The following is a 16,740-nucleotide window of genomic DNA, read 5'->3' as shown; positions in this document are numbered from 1 at the left end:
TGGCCCCAGCAGCCCCGCGCGGCCGTCGGCGTTCTCCGCTACCCTCGGCTCATGCTTCGTCCTTGGCCTACCCCCGTCACCCCCTCGCTCGTCCTCGTCAGCCTGCTGCTCGCCTGCTCGACCGCCGGCATCGATCAGCTCTCCGACTCGCAGTCCAGCGGCAGCGGCGGCGACACCAGCGGCAACTCCAACAGCGCGCCGAACACCGACCCGACCGCGCTCACCAGCGAGCCGCCCACCTCCACCGACGACTCGGTCGGCGACGCCACCGGCGCCAGCACGGCCACCAGCGGCGGCCCCGACGGCTCCACCGGCGCGATCAGCAGCGACACCGGTAGCACCGGCGGCACCCCTGACACCACCGGCACCGCCAGCACCACGGGCACCACGGGCACCACCGATACCAGCTCGAGCTCGGGCTCGACCGGCATGCCCCCCGAGGGCTGCCTCGACAAGCTACTCAACGGCGACGAGACCGACATCGACTGCGGCGGCAGCTGCCCCGCCTGCGCCGACGACCTCGCCTGCCTGCAAGACGCCGACTGCGCGAGCGGCTCCTGCAACGGCGAGGTCTGCGTCCCGGCCACCTGCGACGACGAAAAGCCCGACGGCGCCGAGACCGACGTCGACTGCGGCGGCCCCGACTGCCCCGTGTGCGTCGAAGGCGAGCTCTGCCTCATCAACAAGGACTGCGAGAGCGGCGTCTGCAGCGACAAGGTCTGCGCCGCCGCGGCCTGCGACGACAAGGTCCAGAACGCCGACGAGACCGACGTCGACTGCGGCGGCAGCTGCGACCCCTGCGCCAACGACAAGCAGTGCCTCATCAGCGACGACTGCGAGAGCCTCGTCTGCGACAAGAACCTCTGCGTCGCCGCCACCTGCAGCGACGGCGTCAAGAACGGCCCCGAGACCGACATCGACTGCGGCGGCCCGAGCTGCGCCCCCTGCAAGCTGAACGGCCTCATCATCAACGAGGTCGACTACGACCAGGTCGGCACCGACGTCGACGAGTACGTCGAGATCTACAACAACACCGGCGCCGACGTGAACCTGGCCAAGATCAACCTCGTCCTCGTCAACGGCGCCAACAACACCACCTACCTCAACCTGCCCCTCGCGCCCGCCGGCATCCTGCCCCAGGGTGCCTACCTGGTGGTCGCGTCCAACACCGTCGTCCTCCCGCCCGGCACCCTCAAGATCGCCTTCGCCAAGGCCAGCGACAACGTCCAGAACGGCAACCCCGACGGCGTCGCCCTCGTCGACCTCGCCGGCCCAACCCTGCTCGACGCGCTCTCCTACGGCGGCGAGATGACCATGGCCACCGTCACCGGCCTAGGCGTCACCAACCTCGTCGAGGGCACCGCGCTCAAGGCCAACATCATCGACAACAACATGACCGCGGGCAGCCTCAGCCGCTTCCCCAACGGCAACGACAAGAACAACGCCGCCACCGACTGGATCCTCAGCAAGTCCCCGACCCCCGGCGCCGCCAACAAGCCCTGAGCACACCATGCCCACCACCGCCTCCGCAGCCCTCTCTGAACTCGACGGCCTCGGCCTCGCCGCGCTCGTCCGCGCCGGCGAGCTTCACCCGAGCGAGCTCGTGGAGGCGGTCATCGAGCGCATCGAGGCCGTCAACCCGCGCATCAACGCGATCGTCGCCCCGATGTACGAGCAGGCCCGGGCCCAGGCCCGCGAGGCCCTGCCCGAGGGTCCCCTCGCCGGCGTCCCCTTCCTGCTCAAGGACCTCCTCGCCGCCGTCGCCGGAGCCCCGCTGCGCAGCGGCAACCGCTTCCACCGCGACCATGTCCCCGACCACGACAGCGAGCTCATCCGCCGCTACCGCGCCGCCGGGCTCATCGCCGTCGCCAAGACCGCCACCCCCGAGCTCGGCATCACCCCGTACACCGAACCCGAGCTGCACGGCCCGACCTGCAACCCGTGGGACCTGTCCCGAACGCCAGGTGGATCGAGCGGCGGATCGGCGGCCGCCGTCGCCGCCCGCGTCGTCCCCTTCGCCACCGGCGGCGACGGTGGCGGATCGATCCGCATCCCCGCCTCCTGCTGCGGCGTGTTCGGCCTCAAACCCACCCGCGGACGCACCCCCAACGGCCCCGACCACGGCGAGCTGTGGCAGGGCGCCGCCGTGCAACACGCCCTCACCCGCTCGGTCCGCGACAGCGCCGCCCTCCTCGACATCGGCGCCGGCCCGGACCCCGGCGCGCCCAACTATCCACCACCCCCGAGCCGCCCCTTCCTCGCCGAGGTCGACGCGCCACCCGGACGCCTCCGCATCGCCTTCACCACCCGCGCCCTGCTCGGCGGCGACGTCGACGGCGAGTGCGTCACCGCCGTGCACAACACCGCCGAGCTGCTGCGCAGCCTCGGCCACGAGGTCGTCGAGGCCAGCCCCGAGCTCGACGGCCCCGCCTTCGCCCGCGCCTTCTTCACGATGATCTGCGGCGAGGTCGCGGCCGAGGTCGCCGCCAGCGAACGCCGCCTCGGCCGCCGCGCCCGACCCCGCGACTACGAGGTCCCGACCTGGGCCCTCGCCATGCTCGGCCGCCACCTCTCGGCCCCCGGCTTCATCGCCGCCAAGGAGACCCTGTTCGCGATCTCCCGCGGCGTCGCCCCCTTCTTCGCCGAGCACGAGCTCCTGCTGACCCCGAGCCTCAGCCGCCCGCCCGTCCCGATCGGCTCGCTCCAGCCCCGCGGCGCCGAACGGGCCGTCATGCGCGCCCTCGGCAGCCTCCGCGCCGGCGGCCTGCTCCAGCGCCTCCTCGACCTCACCCCCGCCGTCGAGCGCGTCTACGACTTCATCCCCTTCACCCCCCTCTTCAACATCACCGGCCAGCCCGCGATGTCCCTCCCGCTCCACTGGAGCCCGACCAACCTCCCGATCGGCGTCCAGCTGGTCGGCCGCTTCGCCGCTGAGGCCACCCTCCTCCGCGTCGCCGCCCAGCTCGAGCACGCCCGCCCCTGGGCCGACCGCATCCCACCCGTGCACGCCTGAGCCCGGATCCCGCGAGCCCGGCAGCCACCTGTCCCTCCAGACATGTCTCAAGGGCAAGACCTCTGGCTGTTCGGCTACGGCTCGCTGATCTGGCGCCCCGACTTCGCGCACCGCGAGCGCCGCCCCGCCAGCATCGACGGCTGGACCCGCCGCTTCTGGCAGGGCTCCACCGACCACCGCGGCGTGCCCGAAGCCCCCGGCCGCGTCGTCACCCTCGTGCCCGAGCCCGGCGCCCGCTGCCACGGCGTCGCCTACCGCGTCGCGCCCGAGGTCGCCGCCCAGGTGTTCGCCGAGCTCGACCACCGCGAGCGCGGCGGCTACCTCCGCGTCGAGCTGCCGCTGCGACTCGCCCGCGACCCCGCGGCCGGTCCAGACCCGCAGATCGTCGCCGCGCGCATGTACCTCGCGACCGCCGACAACCCGAACTACCTCGGCCCCGCCCCACTGCCCACGATCGCCGCGCAGATCCTTCACAGCCGCGGACCCAGCGGACCGAACCTCGAGTACCTCCTCCGCCTCGCCGAATCCCTCCGCGAACAGGACGCCGACGACGAGCACGTGTTTGCCCTCGAACGCGAGGTCCTGCGACTTCGCGCCCCCTGAAGCGAGACACCGACAACCCAACGCAGCCTCACGCCGTCGCCCGCGCGCGCGACCACCAGGCCTGCGCTACCCTGCCCGCGATGCCCCGGGTCGCGCACCCTCACCGCCTCGCCCGCGGACCGACCGCCGCGTGCGTGCTGGCCCTCGCGCTGGCCACTTGCGCCGACAACCCGGCCTTCAACGGCCCCGGCGAGCCCGTCGCAACCACCACCGACGTCGGCGGCTCGAGCACCGGCGAGCCCGCCCCCTGCCCCAACAACCAACCACTCGTCGCCTACTACCCCGACGCCGACGCCGACAGCTACGGCGACCGCAAGGCCGAGGCCACCCTCGCCTGCGAGGCCCCCGACGGCATGCTGCCCGACCACAGCGACTGCAACGACAAGGTCCCGGAGATCCACCCGATGGTGATCGAGCAGTGCAACGGCGTCGACGACAACTGCAACCAGCTGGTCGACGAGTCCTCCCCCAACTGCGGCGCCTGCACCGTCGAGCTGACGGACTCCTTCGTCTACTGGATCTGCCCCGAGAAGCAGGCGATCACCTGGGACGAGGCCGCCGAGCGCTGCAAGCTGCGCAGCTTCAAGACGCCGGTGCGCCTGACCAGCGTCCACGACCAGGCCGAGTACGACTTCCTCCGCGCCCACCTCGTCAAGTTCGACGCCGTCAACGACGAGAAGCACGTGTGGATCGGCCTGCGCAAGCGCATGGGCCCCGACCAGACCTGCGCCGTCCCCAGCCCCGATGCCGACTGGACCTGGCCCGACGCCACACCCGTCGACTTCACCGCCTGGCTCGCCGGCGAACCCAACAACGCCGTGTGCGACCTGCCCAACAAAGTCTTCGAGAACTGCACCGAGCTCAAGGCCACCACCCAGCCCAGCGTCGACGGCTGGAGCGACATCGACTGCAACGCCCCCGCCCGCGGCTACATCTGCAAGACCAAACGCGACCCGGTCCTGTTCCCCGACTAGCTCCCCGACTGGCTCCCCCCCCCCCCCCCCCCCGCCCCCCCCCCCCGCCCCCCCCGCCCCCCCCCCCGCCGGCCCGGGACATCGAAGACTCACCGACGACGGCCTCGCTGCCCGCCCGACCGTTCAACCGCGTCCCGCGACCGTTCAACCGCTTCGCCGCCGCCGCCCGCCCGCTCGCGCGGCAGGCTCTCCGCATGCCCGGCCTCAAGCTGCTCGCCCTGCTCGCCCTCTGCCTCGCCCTCGCGCCCCTGACCTTCGCCGCCCTGTGCCTCGCGCCCCTGCTGCTCGGCAGCTCGGAGGCCCTGTCATGACCCGCAAGCGCCTCCTCGACCTCGCCCTCCTGCTCCCCCTGGTCCCCCTCTTCGCCGCCGTCACCGGCCTGCTCGCCCTCGCCGTCCTGCTCGCCGACGGCCGCCCCGTGTTCTTCCACCAACCCCGCGTCGGCCAGGACCAGCGACCCTTCACCGTCTGGAAGCTGCGCACCATGACCTGCGAGCCCGACCCGCAGCAGCGCAGACCCACCCGCCTCGGCGCCTGGCTGCGCCAGCGCGGCCTCGACGAGCTGCCCCAGCTGTGGAACGTCCTGCGCGGCGACATGAGCCTGGTCGGCCCTCGCCCCCTCACGCCCGCCGACGCCGCGCGCCTGTGCGCCGCACACCCGCCCTTCGCCGCCCGCTTCGCCGTCGCCCCCGGCCTCACCGGCCTCGCCCAGGTCTGCCTCGCCCAGGGCCCCGCGTTGACGGGCGAGCTCGACGCCGCCTACGTTCGCACCCGCAGCGCCGCGCTCGACCTCAAGCTGCTCCTCCGCACCGCCTGGATGAACCTCGTCGGCAAGCGCCGCGGCGCCCTCTCCCTCACCCGCGACCTCGTCACCTGACTCCGCCCGTCCACCCCGCCCCCCCCCCCCCGTGAGCCTGATCCGCGACACCCTGCTCGCCCTGACCGCCCCGCGCCGCCTGGTGCCGCTGGCGCTCGTCAGCGTCCCGCTGGTCGCCGCCCAGCACAGCCTCTCGCGCGACCCCCTGGCCATGCCGCTCGGCGTGCTCATGTGCCTCGCCTTCGCCCTCCTCGGCCCCTACCTGTGGCGCCGCGTCGCCGCCCCGCACGGCCGCATCGCGCCGCTCGGCCTGCTCGCCTACGCCGCCTCGGGAGCCCTCGTGGTGGCGATCCTGGCGGTGGCGATCCCGCGGGCCCTCGGCATCGGCCTGACCCTGCTCACCGGCCGCGAGAGCGTGTTCGTCTCGCTGGCCCTGTTCTGGGTCGGCGGCTGGGGCCTCGGCCGCGACATCGAGTTCGAGGCCGGCCTGGCCCGCGAGCAGGCCCGCGCCGAGGCCCTCGCCCGCGAGGCCGAGCGGGCCCAGCTGCTCGCGCTGCGCGGCCAGCTCGACCCCCACTTCCTGTTCAACACCCTCAACGCGATCGCCGAGTGGTGCCGCACCGACGGCGAGGTCGCCGAGCGGGCCGTCCTCCAGCTGTCGTCGATGCTGCGCACGATCCTCGCCGGCGTGCCCCTGGCCGCCTGGCCCCTGCAACGCGAGCTCGACCTCTGCCGCGACCTCTTCGCCCTCCACCTCATCCGCGACCCCAACCTCTTCACGCTGCGCATCGAGGGCGACCCCGGCGACCTCCAGATCGCCCCGCTCCTGCTGCTCCCGCTCGCCGAGAACGCGGTCAAGCACGGCCCCGCCGCCGGCCACCGCGGCGCGATCGAGCTCCGCGTCGCCCGCGACCACGACGGCGCCCGCATCACCCTCGACAACCCCGGCCCCTACCGCGGCCCCCGCGACGGCAGCGAGGGCCTCCCCACCGTGCACCGCCGCCTCGCCCTCGCCTACCCCGAGGGCCGCGCCACCCTCACGCTCGAGTCCACCCCGCACGGCACCCGCGCGACCCTCCGCCTCCCCGCCGCGCGCCCGGCCGTCCGCACCTGAAGTAATCTGTCCCAAAGACCAGCCCACTCCCCCGGCGCGCGCTCGACTCGACCTGTCCCAAAGACCATGTCTCCGCTCCCCCTCCAGGTGCTCCTCGCCGACGACGAGCTGCTCGCGCGCCGCCGCCTCGCCCGCCTGCTCGCCGAGCTGCCCGCCGTCACCCTGGTCGGCGAGTGCAGCAGCGGCCAGGAGCTGCTCGCCACCCTCGCCCGCGGCGAGCACGAGGTCGACGTCGTCCTCCTCGACATCCACATGCCCGGCCTCTCGGGCCTCGAGACCGGCGCCCTGCTGCCCGAGGACGGCCCCTACATCATCTTCACCACCGCCCACGGCGAGCACGCCCTCGCCGCCTTCGACCTCGGCGCCGTCGACTACCTGCTCAAGCCGATCGACGCCGTCCGCCTCGGCAAGGCCCTCGCCCGCGCCCGCCACCGCCTCGGCCCCCAGACCCGCCCCGCGCCCAACCAGGAGTTAGTCCGCCTGCCCGTCAGCACCCGCCAGGGCATCCGCCTGCTCGACCCCCGCGATCTCTCCCACGCCACCTTCGACGGCGAGCTCGTCACCCTCCACACCCGCGGCGGCCCGCTGCTCAGCGACTTCACCCTGCAGGACCTCGAGGACCGCCTCCCCGCCGGCCTGTTCGAACGCGTCCACCGCCGCGCCCTCATCAACCTCGAACAACTCGCCTGCCTCGACCCGCTCGAGACCGGCGGCTACACGGCGCGCATGCACGACGGCGGCCTCGTCCCGATCTCCCGCCAGGCCGCCCGCCGCCTGCGTCGCCGCCTCGGCCTCGCCTGATCGCCACAAGTCCGCGCTCGTCCGCGGCCCCATTGCCAGGCCAACGCGTCCCGGCGATCCTGCTCCGCGATGGCTCAAGGACCCTTCGCCCTGCTCTCGCACGCCAAGCGACGCACCCAGGGCACCGCCCTCAGCCTCGTCCTCGCCAACCTCGTGCCCCTGCTCGGCGTGCTCGTGCTCGGCTGGAGCGCCTTCTCGGTGGTGATGGCCTACGTGCTCGAGACCGTGATCGTCGGCCTCTACACCTGGCTGCGGATCTTGCTCGCGCAGCAGACCCCGATCGCCCTGCGCCTGTTCAGCGTCGGCTTCTTCACCGTCCACTACGGCCTCTTCGTCCTCGTCCAGACCGTGTTCATCGTCCTCGCCGTCGGCATCGACGACGCCTCCAACCCCGCCGTCCAGCGCGAGCTCGCCATCGCCGGCCTCGGCTTCGCCATCAGCCACGGCATCAGCTTCTTCACCCACTACATCGGCGGCGGCGAGTTTCGCCAGGCCAACGCCACGCTCGAGCTGTTCCGGCCCTACGGTCGCATCTTCACCCAGCAGTTCGTCGCAATCTTCGGCTTCTTCGTCATGGCCGCCCTCGGCGGCGCCCGGGTCGGCCCGGTCGTGGTCCTCGTCGCCTGCAAGCTGCTGGTCGACCTCCGGGCCCACCTGCGCTCGCACGCGCCCCGCGAGCACCCGCCGAGCCCGAGCCCGGCTGATCACGCCGTCTCGACGATCACGCTGTCGTAATCACGGACCACCAAATACAGCACCTGCACCGTGTCACCCGGGTGCCAGCGGCGGGCGATCGACGCCAGCGGCGTGTCGGCCCCGCGACGCGCCACCCCGTCGACCACAAACTCGTAGGTCCACCCGCCGCGGCCGTCGTTGCCCAGCAGCCGCGCCAGCGCCGGCCGACCCTCGCGAAAGAACCGCGTCAGTCGACTCGCGCGCTGCTTCGCCTGCACATAGCCGATGAACACGATCAGCCCGAATGACACCAGCGCCAGCAGCACGAAGCCCAGCATGTACGCCGCCGGCACCGGGTCCGACGGCCGCAGGTTCGGGAACATCACCTTCACCGGCCCGACCGCCAGCTCCCGCAGACGCCGCTCGCGCTGCTCCGGGTCTTGCAGCGGCGCCAGCGAGCTGCTCACCGCCGCCGGCGCCAGCGACCGCGAGCCCGGCTCCGCGACCCCGCCCGGTATCTCGTCCTGCGTCACCACCCCTCCATTTCAGGACGCGGCCAGGTCCTCGGCCAGCGCCCGCAGCGTCGCCCGCCCGAGCTCCGCCCGCAGCGACAGGCGCGGGTGCTCCAGCCGCAGCACCACCGTCGCAGCGCCGCCCACGATGGCCGCAACCGCTGACTCCGACAACGTCGCCTTGAGGTAATGCACCGCCGTCGTGCGCTCCGCGATCCACCCGGCCGGTCGCGGCCCGCGTGCCGGGAACAGCTCGCCGTCGACCTCGAAGCCCAGCGAGTCCTCGAGCCCCGCCAGCTCGACCAGCATGCGCTCACGCAGCTCGCGGTCGGGGATCTGCACGAACATCGTGACGCTCAGCTGCCGCGGCCCCGGGACCAGATCGTTGTAGGTCGAGATCTCGTGCAAGATCGCCGGCTCCGCCGTGATCCGCTCGGTCCGCAGCATCTCCTGGATCTGCAGCAGCACGCTGTCGCGGTTCTCGAACAGCACCGCGAAGTGCTCGCCGAACTCGACCCGTCGCGGCCGCTTCTCCGCGATCACCCGCGCACGAAAGTGCGGACGGATCGCCTCGTAGTCGCCGATCGGCAATATCTCGCCTCGCTCGATGGGTCGCATGGCCCTCCTCACTCGCTCGTGGACTCGCTCGCCGGCAGCGCCGCCGCAGGGTCGTGGATCAGCCCGTAGGCCCGCGCCAGCGCCTCGACCGGGTGCAGCACCCGCACCCCGTTCTCCTTGACGATGCGCAGCCCGGCCAGCGTGCAGTCGCTGACGACCACGTCCGCCTCCGCCTCGCTGATCCCGTCGACCAGCTTCTGCGCGTACTTGCGGCCGGTCTCGTAGTGCGCCGCCTTCATCCCCCAGGTCCCGTCGACCGCCGAACACTGCTCGACCATCCGCACCTCGGTCCCCGGCACCACGTTTAGCACCCGCATCCCCGGGAAGCCGATCTTCTGCGCCCGCAGGTGACACGCCGCGTGGTACGCGACCGTCCCGAGCTTGCCCGGGAACTCGCGCTTCAGCGTCTTCGCCTTCCCCAGAGTCACGAGGAACTCCATCAGGTCGAGCGTCGCCGCCGCGACCTCCTGCACCTCGGGCGTCGGCACATAGCCGTACCACTCCTTCTTCATCATCATCCCGCACGACGGCCCCGGCACCACGATCGTCCGCCCCGCCCGCACGTGCGGCAGCAGCAGCGCGACGTTGTGCTCGATCTTCCGCCGCGCCGCCGCCACGTCCCCGCCGTCGATGTTCGGCAGCCCGCAGCAGGTCAGCATCGCGTCCCCGCGGTCCGCCCCGCTGCCGGGATACCGCACAGTATATCCATTGTGCTCGAGCACCAGCACCGCCGCCCGCGCGACCTCCGGCGTGTTGTATTCGCCGTAGCAGGTCGCGAACAGCACCAGCTCGCCGCGCTCCCCCGCCCCCTCCAGCGGCCTGTGCTGCGCCAACCAGCGGCTAAAGGTCTCGCGCGCCATCGGCGGCAGGCGAAACTCCGCCGAGATCCCCGTGACCTTCTCCTGGATCTTCCGCAGCAGCTGATTACGCGTCACGAAGTTGGCCAGCGGCGCCATCACCCCCGAGCCGAACTTCCCGACCCGCTGCGGCTCACCGAGGATACGGTCCACCAGCGCAATCCCCTCATCCCGGGCCCGCACCGCCCGCTCGCGCGCCATCAGGCGCGGAAAGTCGAGCAACTCGCTGGCCCCCTCGTCGGCCGTATAGGGGCACTTGATGTAGCAGAGCTTGCACTGCCAGCACTCGTCGGCGACCGCCTTGACGTCCGCCTGCACGATCTTCTCCGCGCCCTCCGCCGCGCCCGAATCGATCGCCCCGTCGACCCGGCGAAACAGCTCCGGGAACGACCCGCAGTAGTTCACGCACATCCGGCACTCGTGACACACCTGAAAGGTGCGCCGCAGCTCCGCCGCGAGGTCCTCCCGATCGTAGTAACGATCGTCGTGCGGATGCATCGCCGGCGGCGTCGATGGATTGCGGGGGATCACGCTCACTGCACGCTCCTCGCGCGAGACAAACAATTCAGGTCGGCGCCGCCAGGCGACGCCGACCCGCAGTCACGACTAGAAGTCGAGGCTGTCGAGCGCCTTGCTGAAGCGCCCGGCGTGCGACTTCTCGGCCTTCGCCAGCGTCTCGAACCAGTCGGCGATGTCGTCGAAGCCCTCGGCGCGGGCGTCCTTCGCCATCCCCGGGTACATCGTCTCGTACTCGTGGGTCTCGCCGGCCACCGACGCCCGCAGGTTCTTCTCCGTGTTGCCGATCGGCAGGCCCGTCGCCGGGTCGCCCACGGCCTTCAGGTAGTCGAGGTGCCCGTGCGCGTGCCCGGTCTCGCCGTCCGCCGTGTCCTTGAACAGACCGGCGACATCGGGGCGGCCCTCCACGTCGGCCACCTTGGCGAAGTACAGGTAACGACGGTTCGCCTGCGACTCGCCCGCGAAGGCGTCCTTCAGGTGCTGATGAGTCTTGGTTCCTGCGAGGGGTTTGCTGGCCATCTGGATCTCTCCTTGGGTAAGGTGTCAGGAGGGTCCTGGATCGCCATCGGCCCGTCAAGCGAGTTCGCGCCTGAAGCCCGCCCCCCGCCGCGCACAACCCGGCCCTGCTCGCCCCCCGCGATCGTGGCACCCTGACCGCCGTGCTCCGCGCAACCCCGGCCCTGCTCGCCCTGCTCGTCGCCTGCCCGCGCGACCAGCCGCCGGCCGCGACGCGCCCGCGCACAGCCCCCGCCGCCGACACCCCGAGGCCCACGAGCGACACCCGAACGATCCCTCCGGCCACGCAAACCACGACGACGACCGCGACAACCACCGCGACCACCCCGACCACCGCGCCAACCACCACGACCACCGCGACAACCACCGCGACCACCCCGACCACCGCGCCAACCCCCCCGACAACCACCGCGACCACCGCGAGCTGCGAGCCCGACGACCGCGACTGCATCGCCACCCTCACCGCGCGCACCCTGCCCGTCGCTGCCAGCGACTGCGTCATCCCGAACCCGCCGCTGCACACCCTCGCCATCACCCCGACTGGCCTGCGTCTCGACCTCACCCCCGAGCCCGACCCCGCGACCCTGCGCGCCGCGCTCGCGTCCTCGGCCCCATCACGCTCGGCCTCGCGATCGACGCCAGCCTGCGCCTCGGCGAGCTGCGCCCCGTGTTCGCCGCCCTCCGCGACCTCGAGGGCCTGCGCCTGCAGCTCGCGTTCCGCGACGCCGCGGGCGGACCGGACGCCCGCGTGCGCTGGCACGACATCCGCACCCCCGCCCTCGAAGCCATCCCCGCCGGGCCCGGCCCCGAGCCCGCGATCGAGCCCTACGTCGATATCTACTACCTGCGCCTGGACGGCGAGCTGTCCCATCTGCACCGCGCCGCCGAGCCCCGCGACGAGCTCCCGCCAGACACCGCCCTGCCCGGCCAGGCCCAGCTCCGCGTCGCCGCCGACGACGCTCAATCCTGGCAGACCGTCACCGCCGCGCTGACCCGCGGCTGCCGCGGCGTCCAGCTCATCGAGCCCGCCCGCGTGCCCACCCGCAAGCCCGACGCGACCTCGATCCTCGACCCGCCACGCCCGCCCCGCGACCCCTTCGGCCCGCCCAGCGTCCGCCAGGCCCAGCCCCGCGTCCAGGGCCCGCTCCCGCGAGACATCGTCCGCCGCATCGTCCGCGCCCACATCAACGAGGTCCGCTACTGCTACCTCCGCGGCCTGAACAAGAACCCCGAGCTCCGCGGCCGCGTCACCGTCGAGTTCACGATCGACGGCAACGGCAAGGTCAGCCGCTCGCAGGTCCAGGCGAGCACCGTCGCCGACGCCGAGGTGGCCCAGTGCACCGCGATCGCCACCCGCCGCTGGAACTTCCCGCGACCGGACGGCGCCGAGGTCGTCGTCACCCAGGCCTTCACGCTCGCGCCGCCGTGACGATGCGCGGCTCCCGGGTGATCGAGATATGCACACACTGCCGATCTTCGTGATCGTCGACGGTCTGCTTGTCCCGACCTGACCAACCTGTCACAGTGCCGCCCGTGCGTCGCCGGTTCAACACAGCCGGCCCCTGCCAGCCCGAGGATCACTACATGCTCCCGGCGTTGCGGCGCATCCCGCAGGTCCGCGACCTCGTTGATCACAAGGCCTACTTCGTCGTCCACGCGCCCCGTCAGGTCGGCAAGACGACGACCCTGATGTCCCTCGCCGCCGAGCTGACCCGCGAGGGCCGCGACACCGCGCTCCTCGTCTCGATGGAGGTCGGCGCGCCCTTTCACAGCGATCCCGGCGCCGCCGAGCTCGCCGTCCTCGGCTCGTGGCGCGCGACGACGTGATCCTCCGACCTCTCGAAAATTCGTACCGATTCTGTCGCTATTCTCACGATTTTCGAGACAGCGCTACGTAGACTGGCCCGTAGGTGATAGGTGTGTCTAGGGCCCCGTGTACACGATATCACCAAAGCCGAATATCAGGTGCTCATCGAAACGCCGTTCAGTCAGCCTTGCTGGCGCCCGACTCTCGGGAGTGGAATCGGCCGATCGCCCTTACGCATGGGCCCATCCTCCGTGGAAGCTCAGGCGCCGCCCAGCTGAACGAGGAAATGCCAAACGCGCAGCGGCCCCGCTCCTTCGCGCGCCTGCACCGTGAAAAAACACGGCTGCAAGACCTCGCCGGGAGGGTCATGCCACCCCATCGGCACCGCGCCCGCGAAGCATCGCTCTTTGTAGACCGGTCCCAAGGGGCGCCGGCACCGATCAACGGATATGACCGCCGCAAACGTGTCGCCTGGAGCAGAGTAGCCGATGACTTGCTGGACGACTGTCTGGTCCTTACGGCCGAAAATTTTCACTTCGACGCATGTTCGCCGGGTCGTATCGCCACGCGAACGCACCTTGATGTCGCTACGTCCCTGTGCGCGCACCGACAATGCCTCGGGTTCCGCCGTGAGGTCGCGTTCGTGCTGCAACAGAGCGATGAGAGCATGCATCTGGAAAAACGCCTCGGGCTGGAGACTGCTATTATCCGACGCAGCCCCGATGTCATTCCTGACCGCGGCCGCGGGAAACTCGACCGTCGCCCGTGCCCAAGCCGCGAGCGCTCGGACGACGAGCTGCTCGAACTCGTCCACGCCCACGTCTGCAAGCCATCGATCGAGTCGATCGTCGCCGGGTCGCCGACGTGCATCTGCCGTCGGGTAGTTCCCTTCCATCCACCGCCGAAACATGGAGCCTCGCGCAAGCACACGCTCGCCGTTCATCGCCGCGAGCCCCGTAGAAGCCAGGACATCAAGCCACGGACGCGGGTCATTGCCGAAGCAAGCGACCCAGTCTTCGCGCAGCACTGCGGCAGGTTCAGCCACGAGCCGTCGATACACCGCCTGCCCGCGCTCCTGGATATTTTCCCACCACATCGGGAAAGCGATGGCGCTCAACTTCCCCTCCGATGCCCTCACGGCGGCGGGCAAGTGTCTAAACACGTCCGAGAGCGATGCCGCTCGCCGAACAGCGTCTTCCATGAACATTTGGATCAACCACGGGTGACCCGCGGTCTCGGCCCACAGAGCGTCCACGACGTCATCGGGAATATCCAGACTTAGCGGGGCACGGATCAGGGCAGCGGCTTCGTCACGTTCGAGCCCCGTCAGGACGTGGATCAGGCCGACAATTCGGAGGAACGGCGACCACTCGGCCAGCAGGAGATCTCGAACCCGCGTTCCACCGAGCACGAGCACACCCAAGCGGCCTCTGGTTCGCTCGTACGCGTCGCGTAGGTTATCGAGGAAGTGTCGTCCTTGGGGGTCACCGAGCGTCTTCTCGATCTCATCGATAATCAGCAGAGCACTGCCTGAGGGATGCCGGGCCGGCACGTTAGCGAGCTCTTGCACAGGGTCGCCCGCGGTCAGATTGGTCTTGAACACCTCGTCGATTTTCGCCGTGAGTTGCTGGACCGTGCCGGAAGCAACAAGACTGAGGGCATCGCAACCGATCAGTCTGCTGAGTTGTTGCGCGAACGAACTCTTGCCCATGCCACGGCCCCCCATCACGGCATGGAGCGAGTTTCTACCGTCACGGACACTCTCGATGATCTCATTCATCAGGCGCTCGCGGCCAACGAACGTCACATCCGCGACGAGGTCTGTTCGGTACGGGTTGTCGCGGCTATTAGCCATGGCTCGCCCTCACAGGCGTCTCGTAATTCTCGCGCAGCCATGTCCCAAAGTGACCGATTCGGAAAGCGGTCCGGCCCCGCTCGAGGATCCCGTAGCCGACCAATGCGTCGTGGATACTGGCTTCGATACGGCCACCGATCCATGGCAAGCTGTGTGCCGTGTGTGTGAGATAGTGTATGGCCTCCTGACTAAAATCATTTGAGGCGTTGACCAGTTCGCGCATGTCTTCGTCGACTTGCCGCGAGAAGCGCGGAAGGAGACGCGAGACGAGCGCGGCGTCGACGGTCGCGGGACTGCGGTCCGCGACCGGGACCTGTTGATCGACGAGGTCTCCCAGCGTTCGAACGAGGCCGGGATGACCGCCGGTTTCGCAGACCATGACATCGAGGGCTTCCGGTGTGAACCGCAGGGCCATCCGACCCCCGATCTTGCGGATCATCGTCCGGCATTCCTCGGGCTCCAACCCGGAGACTGGGACACTGCGCAAGAACCGGTGCATAGGATTGTCGAGCCCCTCGATCCGTGCCGGGGCGAGGCGCCTGGAGTTCCGGCCGGCCAGAACGAGATTGAAGGCATTCGGGTGGGATTGCGCGATGCCACGCAGCCAGTCAAGGAGCTCGATACCATCGCGCAGCGGCAGCTTCCCGCCAAGGAGAGCCTCGTACTCGTCCAACATCAGCGTCACGCGCGCGCCGAACTTGCTATGAACGAACTCGACAACTGCGACCAGTCGATCGTATGCTGTCATCGGCGTGCCGGGCAGCGTGATCTTGGCGCGCTCTAGCTCGTGTTGCAGATTTCGATCAATCAGCGCCGCCGCACCCGCGATGTCGCGACGATTGAACGGAATCTCGAGCAGGTCGACCTCTACTGGCAGGACACGCATCGCGTCGCGTTCAACCTCGCGAAATTTCGCTGCAAGTCGGCGGAGGAGCGACGTCTTTCCAACTTTGCGAAGTCCGAATACTCCGAGTGAATGGCCACCGACAAGGTCTCGTTCCAGCCCCTCCAACGTTCGCTCGCGGCCGAAGAACTGCGGTCCGGTTGCAGGGTTGCGCAGGTCAAAGAGGTGACGGCCGCTGAGCGCGTCGCGCAGGAGCCGATGCAAGAACATTTGCGGGTCTTGCGCCGTCCTCAACTCCTCATCCCGCACAAAGAGATAGCGGCGATGGTCGGGCACGACGGGGCGGAGTCGCGTTTCGGCGCTGTTGTCGTGCGTAACCACGAGGGCAAATCCAGGGTCGACGCGAACCTCTTTCCGGAACGTCTCCTCCGCGTCCCGGATATCGTTGGCCTGAAACTCCTCCCACGGAGAACAGATGACGAGCACTTCCGGAGCCAGCTCGAAGTGTTTGATTAGATGGGCAGCCGGTTGGGCGAGGATGATCCAAGAACTGCGCACATCTCTCGAACGCAATTCGCGCATGCTGTGTGGATCAAGGCCAGACTTCCGCAGTCGGTCACGAAGCCACTTCCACGTCTGCCACTGCGACTCGAACACGCCCCATTGGGAGTCAAGGACTTCCTGAGCTTGTTGTCCTGGGGCCCGCATGGCCCCCATGGTACTCAGCAACTCGATCTGCGACAAGAGGGGACGTGCACTAGGAGCACGATCTGTTGCTCACCGCGACTCACGGCGGGCCTGCATCACCTTGCGGGGTCGCCGGTGTCCCGGGCGCGCCATGTCTTGTCCTCGGCGTCGCGCATAGGGCGAAATCCGGGCCACTCTAAATGCCGCAGCACCGCCAGTGGCCCACGCGGCGAGCCAGGGCCGTTGGCCCTGGCGACGGTCCTGTCGGGCAGGACGAGGGAACCGCCGAGGTCTGCGTCGGGCACGGTTCACGCGCGGGCGCGCGTGGCGAAGAGCGTGGCTGGTTGTCCGCGCTGCGCGACTTCACGGCCGATGCACTGGCACGCGCACCTTGGCGAGGTCGACAGCGAGGCCCTGGCGCCCGGGATCGCCGGACGCGCAAGGCAATTTGATGACGCAGACTAGACGGATCCGATGTCCCCGGTGGGATCGTCGGCTCGGGGCGATCAAACTCTCGGCCGATCCGGCATG

16 protein-coding genes are annotated in these 16,740 nt (G+C 70.2%); 10 read left to right on the top strand and 6 right to left on the bottom strand.

The features are described 5' to 3' along the window. The first annotated feature begins 51 nt into the window (after positions 1 to 51). The 8 genes from IPJ59_RS29635 (at position 52) to IPJ59_RS29600 (ending at position 8,057) form a co-directional block, all read left to right on the top strand. A complete protein-coding gene (locus IPJ59_RS29635) occupies positions 52 to 1,503 on the top strand; it encodes a lamin tail domain-containing protein (protein WP_293274273.1) in 1,452 nt (483 codons plus the stop codon). A 7-nt stretch (positions 1,504 to 1,510) separates the two neighbouring features. Continuing rightward, entirely contained in the window at positions 1,511 to 3,013 is a 1,503-nt protein-coding gene (locus IPJ59_RS29630; RefSeq protein ID WP_293274272.1) for an amidase, read from the top strand. A 42-nt stretch (positions 3,014 to 3,055) separates the two neighbouring features. Beyond that, the gene (locus IPJ59_RS29625; protein ID WP_293248163.1) at positions 3,056 to 3,616 is read left to right on the top strand and encodes a gamma-glutamylcyclotransferase; all 561 of its coding nucleotides are present in this window, start codon (positions 3,056 to 3,058) and stop codon (positions 3,614 to 3,616) included. Between the two features lie 80 nt (positions 3,617 to 3,696). After that, positions 3,697 to 4,590 (top strand): lectin-like protein, encoded by an 894-nt coding sequence (locus IPJ59_RS29620; RefSeq protein ID WP_293248160.1) that lies wholly within the window; start codon positions 3,697 to 3,699, stop codon positions 4,588 to 4,590. Between the two features lie 307 nt (positions 4,591 to 4,897). Further along, complete coding sequence (locus IPJ59_RS29615) at positions 4,898 to 5,467, top strand: sugar transferase (protein WP_293248157.1); 570 nt, start codon at positions 4,898 to 4,900, stop codon at positions 5,465 to 5,467. A 31-nt stretch (positions 5,468 to 5,498) separates the two neighbouring features. Beyond that, positions 5,499 to 6,521, top strand: a complete 1,023-nt coding sequence (locus tag IPJ59_RS29610) for a sensor histidine kinase (protein ID WP_293248154.1) — start codon at positions 5,499 to 5,501, stop codon at positions 6,519 to 6,521. A 66-nt stretch (positions 6,522 to 6,587) separates the two neighbouring features. Beyond that, positions 6,588 to 7,322, top strand: coding sequence for a LytR/AlgR family response regulator transcription factor (locus IPJ59_RS29605; RefSeq protein WP_293248151.1), 735 nt, complete (start codon positions 6,588 to 6,590; stop codon positions 7,320 to 7,322). A gap of 69 nt (positions 7,323 to 7,391) precedes the next feature. Continuing rightward, a complete protein-coding gene (locus tag IPJ59_RS29600; protein WP_293274271.1) occupies positions 7,392 to 8,057 on the top strand; it encodes a DUF6498-containing protein in 666 nt (221 codons plus the stop codon). On the opposite strand, the gene IPJ59_RS29595 is transcribed toward IPJ59_RS29600, so the two are convergent. From IPJ59_RS29595 to IPJ59_RS29580, 4 genes are all read right to left on the bottom strand, one after another. Further along, complete coding sequence (locus IPJ59_RS29595) at positions 8,027 to 8,530, bottom strand: hypothetical protein (protein WP_293274270.1); 504 nt, start codon at positions 8,528 to 8,530, stop codon at positions 8,027 to 8,029. The two genes, IPJ59_RS29600 and IPJ59_RS29595, sit on opposite strands and share 31 nt — an antisense overlap. Positions 8,531 to 8,542: 12 nt before the next feature. After that, the gene (locus tag IPJ59_RS29590; protein ID WP_293274269.1) at positions 8,543 to 9,127 is read right to left on the bottom strand and encodes a DUF3501 family protein; all 585 of its coding nucleotides are present in this window, start codon (positions 9,125 to 9,127) and stop codon (positions 8,543 to 8,545) included. Positions 9,128 to 9,135: 8 nt separating this feature from the next. Then, positions 9,136 to 10,515 (bottom strand): heterodisulfide reductase-related iron-sulfur binding cluster, encoded by a 1,380-nt coding sequence (locus tag IPJ59_RS29585; RefSeq protein ID WP_293274268.1) that lies wholly within the window; start codon positions 10,513 to 10,515, stop codon positions 9,136 to 9,138. Positions 10,516 to 10,590: 75 nt separating this feature from the next. Next, a complete protein-coding gene (locus IPJ59_RS29580; protein ID WP_293248136.1) occupies positions 10,591 to 11,019 on the bottom strand; it encodes a rubrerythrin family protein in 429 nt (142 codons plus the stop codon). A 664-nt stretch (positions 11,020 to 11,683) separates the two neighbouring features. On the opposite strand from IPJ59_RS29580, the gene IPJ59_RS29575 reads away from it, so the two are divergent. After that, a complete protein-coding gene (locus IPJ59_RS29575; protein ID WP_293274267.1) occupies positions 11,684 to 12,445 on the top strand; it encodes an AgmX/PglI C-terminal domain-containing protein in 762 nt (253 codons plus the stop codon). Between the two features lie 104 nt (positions 12,446 to 12,549). After that, positions 12,550 to 12,843 (top strand): hypothetical protein, encoded by a 294-nt coding sequence (locus IPJ59_RS29570; protein ID WP_293274266.1) that lies wholly within the window; start codon positions 12,550 to 12,552, stop codon positions 12,841 to 12,843. A 239-nt stretch (positions 12,844 to 13,082) separates the two neighbouring features. On the opposite strand, the gene IPJ59_RS29565 is transcribed toward IPJ59_RS29570, so the two are convergent. Beyond that, a complete protein-coding gene (locus IPJ59_RS29565; protein ID WP_293274265.1) occupies positions 13,083 to 14,678 on the bottom strand; it encodes an ATP-binding protein in 1,596 nt (531 codons plus the stop codon). After that, complete coding sequence (locus IPJ59_RS29560; protein WP_293274264.1) at positions 14,671 to 16,266, bottom strand: nSTAND1 domain-containing NTPase; 1,596 nt, start codon at positions 16,264 to 16,266, stop codon at positions 14,671 to 14,673. Before IPJ59_RS29560 ends, IPJ59_RS29565 begins: the two co-directional genes overlap by 8 nt. Between the last annotated feature and the right edge of the window lie 474 nt (positions 16,267 to 16,740).

It is taken from the genome of Nannocystis sp. (genome assembly GCF_016714285.1).
Lineage (GTDB): Bacteria > Myxococcota_A > Polyangia > Nannocystales > Nannocystaceae > Nannocystis.
Note: the sequence above shows the minus strand (reverse complement) of the source record. Positions and strands in the feature narration are given on the sequence as shown.

Bases quoted from the DNA above. Each gene is read 5' to 3' on its own strand.
- IPJ59_RS29625 (WP_293248163.1), top strand. From the start codon at position 3,056: ATGTCTCAAGGGCAAGACCTCTGGCTGTTCGGCTACGGCTCGCTGATC.
- IPJ59_RS29600 (WP_293274271.1), top strand. From the start codon at position 7,392: ATGGCTCAAGGACCCTTCGCCCTGCTCTCGCACGCCAAGCGACGCACC.
- IPJ59_RS29605 (WP_293248151.1), top strand. From the start codon at position 6,588: ATGTCTCCGCTCCCCCTCCAGGTGCTCCTCGCCGACGACGAGCTGCTC.
- IPJ59_RS29590 (WP_293274269.1), bottom strand. From the start codon at position 9,127: ATGCGACCCATCGAGCGAGGCGAGATATTGCCGATCGGCGACTACGAG.
- IPJ59_RS29580 (WP_293248136.1), bottom strand. From the start codon at position 11,019: ATGGCCAGCAAACCCCTCGCAGGAACCAAGACTCATCAGCACCTGAAG.
- IPJ59_RS29620 (WP_293248160.1), top strand. From the start codon at position 3,697: ATGCCCCGGGTCGCGCACCCTCACCGCCTCGCCCGCGGACCGACCGCC.
- IPJ59_RS29565 (WP_293274265.1), bottom strand. From the start codon at position 14,678: ATGGCTAATAGCCGCGACAACCCGTACCGAACAGACCTCGTCGCGGAT.
- IPJ59_RS29615 (WP_293248157.1), top strand. From the start codon at position 4,898: ATGACCCGCAAGCGCCTCCTCGACCTCGCCCTCCTGCTCCCCCTGGTC.
- IPJ59_RS29630 (WP_293274272.1), top strand. From the start codon at position 1,511: ATGCCCACCACCGCCTCCGCAGCCCTCTCTGAACTCGACGGCCTCGGC.
- IPJ59_RS29635 (WP_293274273.1), top strand. From the start codon at position 52: ATGCTTCGTCCTTGGCCTACCCCCGTCACCCCCTCGCTCGTCCTCGTC.